The sequence below is a fragment of the Paenibacillus tengchongensis genome (genome assembly GCF_008973665.1).
Taxonomy (GTDB): Bacteria; Bacillota; Bacilli; order Paenibacillales; family Paenibacillaceae; genus Paenibacillus_AQ; species Paenibacillus_AQ tengchongensis.
This window is the reverse complement of the sequence record NZ_WACP01000014.1, coordinates 31015-43518: the sequence shown is the minus strand read 5'-3', so window position 1 is coordinate 43518 and position 12504 is coordinate 31015. Positions and strand designations below refer to the sequence as shown.

Genomic DNA, 12504 nt, shown 5'->3' with positions numbered 1-12504 from the left:
ATGCGGTGTGGATGGCTGCAACCTTTATCCCTTATAGCTATCCTGCCAGCGGAGCAAGCGGATTTCAAAGAAGCGGACGAGGGAATCGGACAATTTGCCAACCAGAGCAAAGATGGTAATCCCGACGAATACAATATCCGTCTGCATAAATGCGCGGGCATCCTGTATCATGAACCCGACGCCGGCTTCGGCGCCTAGTAGTTCCGCCGTCACCAGGCATAGCCAGGCAATGGTGAGAGAAAGTCGGATCCCCAGCAGGACATTCGGCAGCGCTGCCGGAAGGACCAGACGGGTCATCTGGCTGAACCGGCTGAATTCCAGCACGCGGGCCACATCGAACAGCTTGGCATCGACGTTGCGTACGCCTAGAAAAGTGTTTACATACAAAGGAAAAAAAGCGCCTAGTGAGATCAGGAGCACTTTGGACAGCTCACCGAATCCGAACCAGAGGATGAAAAGAGGGGTAATGGCCAGGAGAGGAACCGTTCTCAGCATTTGTACCGTGGGGTTCACGGTTTCTTCAAACTTGCGGAACATTCCGACGAACAGGCCCAGAAGCAGTCCGCAGCTTCCGCCAAGCAAGAACCCGAGCAAAGCACGGACAAGGCTGATCCGCAAATGATGGGGAAGCTCTCCCGAGAGGGTCAGATTCCAGTATTGTTTAAGAATAAGTGCCGGCGACGAGAAGAGCTGCGTTGAAATCGTTCCGGTCGAGCTCAGAATTTGCCACACCGAAACAATGAACACAGGGAGAACAGCCCCCCGTACGAAAAGACGCCATTTCCCGCCCGCTGGACGAGGCAACGTCTTAGATCCATTCCTGTTAAGCTCCTTAGCCCTGATGGGTGCCATCATGTTATTCCCAGCCCTTTCTATCCATAGATTAAATGTTGTAGTCTTCCGGCGCTTCCCGATGTTCCAGTTCGTTTAGAATACGTGTCCGAAGTTCCGTAAATGAACGGCTGGCTCTGCTGCGGGGGTAAGGCAAGTCGATAGGCACCGTTGCTTTAATTCGGCCCGGTCTTGCATCCATGACAATAACCCGGGTGGACAGAAAGACTGCTTCATCAATATCGTGAGTAACTAATACCATCGCCGTGCGGTTGGAACGCCAGATATCGTGCAGGGCTTCCTGCATATGGCTCCTTGTGAATGCATCCAGTGCGCCAAATGGCTCATCAAGGAGCAGCACTGCCGGCTTTCGTAACAATGCCCGGGCAATGGCCACGCGCTGGGACATCCCTCCGGATAACTGGCGCGGATACGCCTTCTCGAAACCATTCAGCTTGACTAGCCCAATCAATTCATCTACAGCTTTACGGACAGAGGGATCGCGCAGGGAGAGGTCGGCAGCAATATTCTTCTCCACAGTGAGCCAGGGGAAGAGACGATGCTCCTGGAATATAAACCCTTTTTCCTGCGATGGTCTTAGGATTGGAGCGCCCTTCAGTTGAACATCACCGCTATATTCGGCGTCAAGGCCGGCGAGGATCTTGAGCAGAGTACTCTTGCCGCAGCCGCTTGGTCCAATGATTGCCGTGAAATCTCCTTCCTGAACATTTAGGCTTATTTTGTCTAATACAGGAGTAACTTGTTGGTCGGTATAAAATGTTTTGCTCACCTCATGAATGGCTAACACTGGCTGCATGGCATTCACTCCTATCCCGGTAACTGATTGACTTCTTAGTCACGTTGTTGGTGATCTTAGCACCTAAATCATTCCAGTGTCAATACCCAAGTATAATAGGCGGAATAATATGTTCTTGTGTAATGATAAGGAGAATGAAAGGGATTGACATTTAAATTTTCCGGCTGCTATGATTTACTCACGATACTAATTGACTTTGTAGTCAATCAATGGATACTTAACGTTGTAATACCTATTATTTTCATCTGAATTGGAGGCATAAAGCAAGGCGGCTTCAGGTTGTCGGCTTGATCGGAGAAGGCAAGAACGCCATACTCGTGCCGGCCGACAGCAAAATTGCTACAGTTCAGGATCTAAAGGGTAAAAAGATTGGACTAGGAAGAGGCTTTGGCAGCCCAGGAAGCAACCGCCGGGATTCTCCTTCAGAACGGCTTTCAGAAGAAAGAAATTGATTTCCGGCAGGGCGTCAACGATAGCTTTGTACAGCAGGCTTTGGAATAATGTCATTTGAAGGAATGAAAGGTGAAGTGCATATGACGACCAACGGGCAAGTTAAGAAGTCTTCCTGCTGTGCGCCAGGGCGTGGAGCAGCAGCTGTTGATCGGATCATCCGTAAACGAATGACTGTTAAACAGGAGTACGGCCCGAAGAGAGCAATACACCCTAAATCGTCTGCGCCTGTAAGCCCGGCCATGATCCGGTTGGAGGGAGGCTGCTACCGTATGGGTACCGACAGCACCGAAGGCTTTGCGGCGGATGGGGAGGGACCCGCTCGAGAGGTGCGGATTTCTCCCTTTTCCCTGGACAGGTACGCCGTGACTAACGCGCAGTTTAAAGATTTTGTCCAAGATACCCGTTACCGGACGGAAGCCGAGACATTCGGCAACTCCTTTGTATTTCATCTGCTGTTACCACCCGACCAACGGTCCAACCCGTCTACGATGGTTAGGCAGACGCCGTGGTGGCATGTCATTGAGGGGGCAGACTGGATGCATCCGGAAGGAAAAGGCTCCTCTGTGGAAGAGCGGATGGATCATCCCGTCGTACATGTAACATGGAATGATGCCCAGGCATATTGTCAATGGGCAGGCAAGCGCCTGCCGACGGAGGCGGAATGGGAGTACGCGGCGCGGGGAGGCCTTGAGGGGTCCAGGTACCCGTGGGGAAACGAGCTGACTCCTGATGGCAAGCATAGGTGCAATATTTGGCAGGGAGAGTTCCCGGGCAGCAATGATGCAGCCGATGGTTACATAGGAACCTCCCCGGTGGATGAATATGAGCCGAATGGATTCGGGTTCTTCAACATGGCAGGTAATGTATGGGAATGGTGTGCAGATGTGTTCGACCCTAATTATCATCGGCAAACAACTGGTATTAATCCTTTGGGAAGGGGAAGAGGAAACCTGAGGTCCATGAGAGGCGGTTCTTATCTGTGTCATGATTCTTACTGTAACCGGTACCGGGTAGCCGCCCGCAATAAGAATACACCGGACAGCTCTTCAGGCAATGTCGGCTTCCGCTGTGCAGCTAACTTCAATGAATAACAATCTGAGTATTATGTGGAAAACGGTCGCGGAAGACTGTAACCTTGCCTGCGATTATTGCTACTACAGCGGCTGTGCCGGACGGCCCGGCCCCAAAATCAACCGGATCGACTCCGCTTTGCTGCAGAGATTGATCAGCCAGTACATGAAGCAAACGAATGGAACTGCAACGTTCGCCTGGCAGGGAGGAGAGCCGCTTCTGGCGGGCCTTGATTTTTTCCGTGAAGTGGTCTATCTCCAGGCCAAATACGCCAAACCCAATACAGCCATCGGCAACTCACTGCAAACCAACGGTACGTTAATTACTGAAGAGTGGGCCCGCTTCTTTCAAGAATATTGCTTTTTTATAGGCGTTAGTCTGGACGGGCCTGCACCTATTCATGATGCCAGACGGACCTACGCGAATGGAACAGGAAGCTTTAAACGGGTGATGGCCGGAATCGGGCAGCTGCGCAGGCACAGGGTGGAGTTCAATATATTGACTGTTGTTCACGCAGGCAATGTGGACAGGGCCAAGGAAATGATCAGCTTCTTCCGGGAGGAGCAACTCAATTATTTGCAATTTATACCCGCCATGGATTTCCGCGCTCAAGACCCGGGCAAGCCTGCACAATTTCTGATTACGGCAGAGCAATACGGACAGTTCCTGTGCGACGTATTCGATATCTGGTTTAACGATGGACAACCGCTGTTTTCCGAACGCTTCTTTGACCATTTGCTGCAGGCCTATTTAGGCGGCGGCGGGGGAATATGCACGCATATGTCCGCTTGTCCCCAAACTTTGATCCTGGAGCAGAACGGAGATGCTTACCCCTGTGATTTTCACATTCATGACGATTATAAACTGGGCAATGCCGGGACAGATTCACTCGAAGCTCTGTTATCGCATCCCAATTACGATAGGTTCCTCCGCATGAAGCCGGCTCTTCCCGATTCATGCAGAACGTGTGAGTTTCTGGACCTGTGCCATGGCGGTTGTCCGAGAAACCGCGGTCCGCAGGATGGTCAGGCCGGCGTTTATCCTGATTATTTTTGTGCGAGCTACAAGAAGATTTACGCATACTCCAGGGCGCGCATGGAACAGCTGGCCAGCAAGGTGAGAAAGGAATGGCTGTAAACCTGATCCGGTGTTGCTTAAACGGGAGTTTTTCCCTTTGAGCAATGCTGGCGCCGGTGGGCGCATTGACGTTAGTCAGCATGCGGGTTGCTGCGTTCGTGGTATTTATTTTTGCGGTCTTTTTTGTGCTTTACTCGATCAGCGCTTTTTTGAAATCCCGCAATAAGGAATTTGGAAATCTAATGATATTTTACAATAAATTATCAGCCGATTTACTAAGCAGGCCCAAGTTTTTCTATCTTCTCGATTTCAACGGCAAGCTTTTTATACTTCAAGCTTTATACGGAGTTATCCGCCGACAGCCGGACGTACCGTGCACTTTCCAAGCTCGGACTTAGCAGCAGAGAAATGAACATGGCGGCTACGAAGCAAATTGCTTTTATCTTTTTGATTCCGGTTCCGGTATCGACGATACAAACGTTTGTCGTGCTGAAGCCTATGCTGGAACATATACGTCTCACCTATGACGATGTCACTACGGTTACTATTACAGTATCACTGGTATTTCTGGCCATCCAGAGCATCTACTTTATCATTGCGAGATCGCGTTATGTCCAAGCGTTGCAGAAAATAACTGACACAAATAATACATATTTATTCCAATAAATAGATTATAGAAAATTGATTTTTTATCCACACTCCATATATTCTATTATCAGGCAATTAAAAACATTAAAAGGAAGGTATGGGCTATGAAGACAAGAAAAATGATTTTATCCAGTTTACTTGTTACATCTCTATTAAGTCCAAGTCTGGCTGTAGCTTCAACAAATGCAGAAAGAGGAATTATACCCAGTCAAATGCCGGCGGGTACGGTCATTACCTTTGATCAGGACAATAATCCTGTCATTACAAAACAAGGATTACCTGCTGCAAAGATCAATAAAGCTGCTGTAGTAGATTTAAGCAGGGAAAATCCCGCCGTACCCAATAGTCCGCTTTCACTAGACGAATATAACAAAGTGCTTGATGAGATCAGAGAAGAAGCACGGCACTTACCCGTTTACTACATTGAAAATGAAAAGCCTCAACCGGGAACCGTAGTCTCGTATGGTTCTGACGGACAAATCAATACGATTGACAACGCAAAATCAGCAATATCAGCAATATCTACATATGCTACGGCCGCTAATGGAACTTATGTATATGGAGCAAGTAATAATACAATTACTATTACTGACAGCAAAGTTTCAGGCGTAGGAAGATTCACAGTATTCGATGATATTATGGGCGATAATAGTAACAATTTGGTAGTAGGAGATGTAGCTACTAAAGGTCAATATGACAATCCCAAATCAGGAACAAAAATTACAGCAACAGCCAATGGCATTACAAAAATTGTGACAAAAAATGATAACGGAACGCTGGCGAATGCCGTTTTAGACATTTGGAAATGGTCAGGTGTAATGTTTGGATATACTTATAGTGCTACGCTTTCCTTTAGTGGAAGCTATTACTATAATCGTTAATGAGAACTAGAACTAATCTAAGGGGTATGCTACTTTGCATACTTTTCATATTCTTGCTGATAGGCTGTAACAATAATTCCAAATTACAAGAGCAGCCTAATGATTCTTTGTCAATCACATGTACTACATACCTTCAACCGGATAAAGAAGAAATGTTAACCACGATCTACCAGTATGCACCTAAGACAGGGGAAGTAACAGAAATCTATAATTTCCCGTACACGACACAGTATCCATTGGGAGTTTATGATTCGAAGGATAAAGCAGTGTATTATACTAAAAAAGATAAGAATAATAGAGATCAAATATTCAGGTATCATACAGAGACCAAAGAAGAGGTTCAACTAACCACAAATCTGCGTGCGGTCAATCAAATCATACCTGCAGAAGAAAAGGTCTTTTTTGTAGCTTCTACAGATAAGGTATTACGGTTAGGCATGCTGGATAAGCAGAGCGGTGTTATTTCATACTGGGGCGATGAAGATACCAACGTAGAAACCATCGCTATCAATCCGGAAACAGAACATATCTACATCTCTGCATTTTCTTACAGTCAAGACAGGGAGGTAATAGAAAAACAATTTTTATCTGATGAAAATAACTATTCTATGCCGTTATTTTCAGTTTATGAAACAGATTATTCCTTTAAGGACACCTCCAATTTCCTTTCAGTCCATGCCTGGATTAAAATTCTGATGGTTAACCTGAAAGATAATAAGACCATAGCCATTTACGACAAAGAATACAACTCAGAAGAATTGTCTAAAGCCGTTGCTATCGATATTCGTTCACAAGAGATTGAGGAGTTTAAACTGCCACCCGAACGGATGCTGGTGGATGGAGCGAATTTCTCGGCTGATGGAAAAGGGTTATATGTTACATCTATAGTAAATGATCAAAGAGGTATCTACTATTATGATTTTGAATCAAAAGAATATACAACAGTTTTTATATCTAAAGATGGTTTTATAAATAATTTTCAATACATTTCAAGTGTTCAATAACCCGGTTTTTGCAGATCCGATTTCTAATAAAACAAGAGAGACTGCCGACAATCCGTCGGCAGTCTCTCTCGTTTTTTGGTCCGTTGCTTCAATTCACAAAAATCTCTTTAATTGAAATCACCTTTTCTCCCTGTGTAACTATTTCAAACGGACTTTTCAATGGCACCTCATGGTCTCCATACAAAAAAGTCATAAACTCCTGCTTGCTTGTCGTGGTATAGATCCGGTTGCCATCCTTATCTTCTACAAACAGAGTCCCTGTATCATAGAATGTATATTCTGTATGACTGTCCACAGTGAAGACCTTTATTTCATCCGATGTATCGTAAATGTAGTAACCGTTAGGCATATCTTTGTCCGTCAACCCTAACGCTTTCACCCGCTCTGCGTCTTCGGACTTTATAAACTCGAAATCATTTACTTTGAGCGTATCCTCCTCCAAAGCGATATACCCTGCATAGTGCTGCCTTTCGGCTGACGACTCATTACTGCAGGATACTATAAACACACTAAGAATAATAGCCAGGAAAACGATTGATATTGTCTTCATTCCTATCTCCTTTTCAAGGCTGTTTTGAATACACTACAGGATACTACTGGTAGGTGTATAGAAAGAAGCATTTTCAGATTTGTATACTGTATCCTTCGTTTGGGACGCACCGTGCTGAGTATACATAATTTTCACTCCATCGCCATAAGTGACTAAAGCGACATGACTTTCGGCATTCCAATACATTATACTTCCTGCACCAACCTTGCTTACGCTCGACTGCTTAGCAAAGTACCCCTTATTCACCATATAGATTACTACGCCATTGATGCCATTGTAACCGGTTCTAAACCAATGGTCTCCCGGCCAGCCGCCCCAAGTGGAGGCCTGATACCATTTTCCTGTCTTATCTTGAGGAACACCGCCATTATTCAGAGCTTTGGATACAAAGTTCGCGCAATCTGTTCCATCTACTGCAGACGAAGGGAATTCAGGAGTTGCATTCCAATTTGCATATGCCCAATCTCTTGCGGCAATCTTATTATATGTAAACGATGCAGCAAGCAATCTGTTAGCTCCGGCAACAGCCGGAACACTCTCAATTGCACTGTTGTAACCATTGGCGAATGATTCTGTAGCGTTCTCAACTTCTGACAGGTTTTCAGTCTCCGTCAGCACAACATTATCTACTGCGTCTGTTCTGTAGTAGATTTGATAGGGGGGAGTGGAACCTCTGGAAGCCAAACCCGCGGTGTCGTTGAGGAGAACTGTGTAGGTAAACGTTGAACGGTACGGAATATTATAATATAATTCCTCAATTTCACTCACATAAGCATCGATTTCCTTCTGAATGGATGCAGCCTCAAGCTCATCGGTGCTTTCATGCAATGCTTTTTCCATGCCTTTAACAAAAGGACTGTCAGAGGGATGTCTCGTCAGGGCCATATCGACATAAATGTTGATGTCATAATATTTAGTTTCTTGTTCGACTCGCGCATCATAGTCATACGTGAAATGATCCAACTGGTAAAGAGACTGGTAGTCCTCCACAATTTGTTCCTTGATATCATCGTATGCAGCTTCGATGCTTTTTAATTCTAAAGCGGCTGAATCTTCAGAAAATTTCTGTTCACTGGCGAACACACTGGCGCTCATACTAAATACCATTATCACTGCAAACAATAAAGAAGCCACTCTTTTAAACATGATTACATCCCTCTTCCCATATTAATTTTCGAGCAATGACCGTGTACCACACTGGACAACCATTGTGAAATCAATCATTTTCCGATATTAGAATATCACCTCCGGATCTTCATGAAGGGTTATTGTGACAAGCAGGTGAATCTACCTAATGGTATACTTTATTAATATATTTTCCCATGTAATAATATAGTTTTTTAATGTATTTTATGGTTTTTTAGTGAATTATGTATGGGTATGCATAAGAAAAACGACTTTGCCGCAAACCTGCGAACAAAGCCGTTTTTGGTAAAGCACTAATTTGTCTTCACTGTTTTTGAAATTGCAGCAATATCCTCAGACATTTTAATATAATCGTCTTTTGTTTCATCTGTATATTCGACGCCTGATGGATAGGCTAAGACATAAGAATATTTATCTGTACTTAATACAAGGCTCCTCACGCCGGCTCCTTGCTGCGCTTGTTCAGTGGTCATTTTACCGGGATAACGTATGATCGCAAATAATTCGCCTTGCGCACTACTTTTCCCTATAGATTCTTTGTGCAAGAAGGCTACAGCGGTATCATTTTCGTCAATGGAATATTTATTTTCCCAGCTCGCCGGTAATTCCAATGAAAATCCTAAATTCTTATTTGTATACTTTGATGTTGCAGTGGGGACTATGGAAGCGGCAGGGGAAGCCTTGCTGGTAACTGCGGGCGAATTGGATTCCTGCGTTGAAGCCGGAGCAGAATTCGTACACCCAGAAAGCACCATAATGGAAACGACAAAAAGGCCAATTTTAAGCTGGAGTTTTCGCATATGATTCTCCTTGTATTTTTTCTATAGTTTACCACTTGTATTAAATAAAACCCATTACTTTCTTATTCAGGGAGTTGTAAATGGTTACTCGATAATTCCTTTATTAGTGTAAGCAGAAAAAAACAATAAAGGAGAAATGAACATGTCTTTAGCCAGTACAGCGATTAACGAATTGGGCAATACTTCCCACAAGTATTGCAGCGCTTTGGGGTATTCCGACAGCACTGCATGGTGCGCTATCTTTGCAAGATGGTGTGGTATTCAAAACAATATGAATTTTGGATCCTCTGCAGTAGCCTCCGAGTTGCGTGGGATTAACGGCAACTTTGTGTTGAACACCGGTGTGGCACCAAGCAGTAATATCCCTAAGGTAGGAGACCTTGCTTTTGTAAATCCCAATAGTGATACTAAACAAGGCAGCGTTGGCCATGTCGGGATTATTACAAATATCAGCGGCGGTAAAATAACTACTGTCAATGGGAATTGGGGCGGCAAAGTAGGCTACGCATATTATCATTTGAACGGTACAAGTTATGGAACAGGTTATGGCAGTATCTTAATCTACGGTTCCAACTAAGCATCAGCGGACGTATACATTTCTTTAAAAGAGGAGCCACCACCATGTGGCTCTCTTTCTTTGAGGCGGCTGCAGCCGATTGCGTCCCCTGAACACGACAAAACCATGTATAGCAACTTAATTGATCGGCAGAAAAATATCGATCAGCGTTCCCCAGCCGGGCTTGCTCTTGATCCGCAGCTCACTTCGCTGCCCGTAAGCGAGCTTTATTCTGCGCTGCGTATTGATAAGCCCGATGTGGTTCACAGGCGGTGCATCGCTGAACAGCTCCGTGCGCAGCCGGGCCATCCGCTCTTCCGGAATACCGTTCCCGTTATCGATGACAGCAAGGCGCAGCCGGTTGCCGCGGCGCTGGATCTTGATTTTGACCGCCAGCCTCTGATCCGAACGGCTTAAGCCATGCTGCAGGCTGTTCTCAATCAGCGGCTGGAAAATCAGCTTGCACACCTGATATTTCTCCAGCTCCGCATCGTATTCCCACCACATGCCGAACCGCTCCCCGTATCTCATTTTTTGAATCGCAATGTAACTCTTCGTATTGGCGATCTCCACATGAAGCGGGACAAGTCCCTGCTGCCCATCCAGAGAATAGCGTAAAATATCGGACAGGTGCTCTACGATGCCTGTCAGCTCATTCGGTCCCTCGGTGTAGCCGGCAGCTTTCCAGTGAATCGTCTCCAGCGTGTTGTATAAGAAGTGTGGGTTAAGCTGTGACTGAAGCGCTGCGAACTGCGCGGCCTGCGTCTTGTACTGGCTCTCCGAAAGCTGAACGCGCATGAAGTTGTGTTCGATGAAATTCTGCAGCAGGCTGCGGATGATTTGGCTGTATACGCTGTTGCCCTTGGTCCGGTGAACCGGAAGGGGCTTGCCTTGCCCGGCGGCATCCAGAATGGACATGATGATCTTGAGGTCCCAGTAATTCCGCTTCGTCAGCTGGTAGGCCAGCAGCAGCGCAGAGACCATGGCCAGGAATAAGAGGACGGCCCCGATGCGGAATAACCGGTAGAGCGCAGTGTACAGGGATTGCTTCGGTGTGACGGAAATGAAGGTCCAGTTATATGCCTCGGAATAAATCCGGTTAATCAAAGCCTCTCCGTTCGGGGTCTGCACCGTAAAAGTACTGCCTGTACCCGAAACCATCCGTTCAAGCTCTCCGGTGGCCAGCTCGTATCGAGCGTTGGTGCGGAAGATAACAGAGCCCTTGCGGTCGACGACGGCGAGCATTTGACCCTTGACCGTGGAGAGATCATTCAGCTTTCGTTCAATATACTCGCGTTTGATATTGAGGACTATGACGCCGCCGGTGTCGTCCGTTACCTTGAAGTTGCGGTACATCGTGATCACGCCGGCATACTCAATCTCCTGATTAAGGTTATACCGCGGCACCGCCCGGGTCTCCGTCCAAATCTCATCGCCAGTCTCATGCTTCAGATAACTGTCGTACCAGGAATGGTCCGGATCTTCCCCGAGGGTGATGAAGCCGCCGGTCACGGACGAAATGTAGCGCCGGTTATCGTTGTTCAGATAAATATAAATGGAATCGATATAGGGGCTGGCGATGGAGGGCGAATCAATAAAATTCTTCAGAACAGCCAGCTGCGCATAATCCTCTGCCGAAGGCAGGGGCTTGTTCAGCATGCTTTTCAGATTCATAAATTGGGTTGTACTGGCGATAATGTTCAGGTTCAGGGCATTCTGCTCGTTGAACAGCAGTTCAATGTTCTCTTTAGTCTGCTTCAGCAGGTTCGTGTTGTTGTTGTTGATGCCGTGAACGACATATTGCTGGATCAGAAAGGCGGACAGTGCACCGAGCACGACGAGCGGGATCAGCATAGGCAGCAGGAAGGTCAGCAGGTTTTTGATAAAAAAGCGCGCAGTCGTGTTCATCACGGGATTATTCCTCGTTCCGGTATTCTCTGGGTGTCACACCGTAAAAGCTGCGAAACATTCGTGTGAAGTTCTTTGCATTGCTGTAGCCGACGATTTCGCTGATCTCATACGTCTTGCTGGAGGTAGTCTTCAGCATCTCGGCCGCGCGGTGCATCCGCAGTTTGGTCACGTAATCCGAGAAGTTCTCCCCGGTCTTGGCCTTGAAGTATTTGCTCAAGTAGAACGGATTCAGAAAAACATGCCGTGCGGCGTTCTCCAGGGTGGCGGCCGATAAATTCTCCTGCAGATAAGCTTTGACTTTCTCAATGGTCAGGTCCGCCACACCGCTGTCGATGGTCGAGGAGGGGACCTCCGGAACGGAAACAGGCAATCTGGCATTGTCCAGCTCGCTGCGGAGATGTCCGAAGACCTCGGCGATCTCCGTGTATTTGGTAGGCTTCGTTAAATACCGCTTCACCCCGTACTGGACAGCCAGCTGGGCGTATTCGAATTCCTTGAAGCCGCTTAGAAGAACGATCTTAACCTCGGACCCCTGCCGGTACAGTCTCTCGGCCACTTCAATGCCCGACAGGGCGGGCATCCGGATGTCGCACAGCAGCACATCTACAGACTGCTCCTCTATGAAAGCCAATGCCGCTTCTCCGTCACAGGCCTGCCCGATAACCTGATAGCCGAACTCGTGCCAGGGAAAATAGTTGCTGAGACCGTTACGGATTTCACTCTCGTCGTCGGTAATCAATAGATTGTACACGGTCCCAC

The 12504-nt window shown here is 46.7% G+C and carries 13 protein-coding genes; 6 read left to right on the top strand and 7 right to left on the bottom strand.

Going from position 1 to position 12504, the window contains the following annotated elements:
* Positions 1-24: 24 nt before the first annotated feature.
* Together F1381_RS21445 and F1381_RS21440 are read right to left on the bottom strand one after the other, a co-directional pair.
* Positions 25-855: an ABC transporter permease gene (locus F1381_RS21445; protein ID WP_151736893.1), complete on the bottom strand. Its 831-nt coding sequence runs from the start codon at positions 853-855 to the stop codon at positions 25-27.
* Positions 856-883: 28 nt separating this feature from the next.
* The gene (locus tag F1381_RS21440; protein ID WP_151736892.1) at positions 884-1648 is read right to left on the bottom strand and encodes an ABC transporter ATP-binding protein; all 765 of its coding nucleotides are present in this window, start codon (positions 1646-1648) and stop codon (positions 884-886) included.
* A 533-nt stretch (positions 1649-2181) separates the two neighbouring features.
* Between F1381_RS21440 and F1381_RS21430 the strand changes: the two genes are divergently transcribed.
* From F1381_RS21430 to F1381_RS21415, 5 genes are all read left to right on the top strand, one after another.
* Positions 2182-3192 carry an SUMF1/EgtB/PvdO family nonheme iron enzyme gene (locus tag F1381_RS21430; RefSeq protein WP_151737019.1) on the top strand — a complete coding sequence of 337 codons (1011 nt, stop codon included), beginning with the start codon at positions 2182-2184 and terminating at the stop codon, positions 3190-3192.
* Entirely contained in the window at positions 3185-4309 is a 1125-nt protein-coding gene (locus tag F1381_RS21425) for an anaerobic sulfatase maturase (protein WP_246188139.1), read from the top strand. Before F1381_RS21430 ends, F1381_RS21425 begins: the two co-directional genes overlap by 8 nt.
* 37 nt (positions 4310-4346) lie before the next feature.
* The gene (locus F1381_RS29135) at positions 4347-4475 is read left to right on the top strand and encodes a hypothetical protein (RefSeq protein ID WP_281349941.1); all 129 of its coding nucleotides are present in this window, start codon (positions 4347-4349) and stop codon (positions 4473-4475) included.
* A 526-nt stretch (positions 4476-5001) separates the two neighbouring features.
* Positions 5002-5778, top strand: coding sequence for a hypothetical protein (locus F1381_RS21420; RefSeq protein WP_151736890.1), 777 nt, complete (start codon positions 5002-5004; stop codon positions 5776-5778).
* Positions 5779-5930: 152 nt separating this feature from the next.
* On the top strand, positions 5931-6782 hold the full coding sequence (locus tag F1381_RS21415) for a hypothetical protein (protein ID WP_151736889.1): 852 nt from the start codon (positions 5931-5933) through the stop codon (positions 6780-6782).
* Positions 6783-6870: 88 nt separating this feature from the next.
* Here F1381_RS21415 and F1381_RS21410 read toward each other — a convergent pair whose 3' ends face one another.
* The 3 genes from F1381_RS21410 to F1381_RS21400 all read right to left on the bottom strand — a co-directional run bounded on the left by F1381_RS21410 (position 6871) and on the right by F1381_RS21400 (position 9278).
* Entirely contained in the window at positions 6871-7332 is a 462-nt protein-coding gene (locus F1381_RS21410; RefSeq protein ID WP_151736888.1) for a hypothetical protein, read from the bottom strand.
* 33 nt (positions 7333-7365) lie between these two features.
* Positions 7366-8478: an amidase domain-containing protein gene (locus F1381_RS21405; RefSeq protein ID WP_151736887.1), complete on the bottom strand. Its 1113-nt coding sequence runs from the start codon at positions 8476-8478 to the stop codon at positions 7366-7368.
* A 293-nt stretch (positions 8479-8771) separates the two neighbouring features.
* Entirely contained in the window at positions 8772-9278 is a 507-nt protein-coding gene (locus F1381_RS21400; protein WP_151736886.1) for a hypothetical protein, read from the bottom strand.
* A 142-nt stretch (positions 9279-9420) separates the two neighbouring features.
* Here F1381_RS21400 and F1381_RS21395 point away from each other — a divergent pair, with 142 nt between their 5' ends.
* Positions 9421-9855, top strand: coding sequence for a CHAP domain-containing protein (locus F1381_RS21395; RefSeq protein ID WP_187355504.1), 435 nt, complete (start codon positions 9421-9423; stop codon positions 9853-9855).
* A gap of 117 nt (positions 9856-9972) precedes the next feature.
* Here the strand turns inward: F1381_RS21395 and F1381_RS21390 are convergent, their stop codons facing one another.
* Entirely contained in the window at positions 9973-11742 is a 1770-nt protein-coding gene (locus tag F1381_RS21390; protein ID WP_187355503.1) for a sensor histidine kinase, read from the bottom strand.
* A 7-nt stretch (positions 11743-11749) separates the two neighbouring features.
* Positions 11750-12496, bottom strand: a complete 747-nt coding sequence (locus tag F1381_RS21385) for a response regulator transcription factor (protein WP_151736883.1) — start codon at positions 12494-12496, stop codon at positions 11750-11752.
* Positions 12497-12504 lie beyond the last annotated feature (8 nt).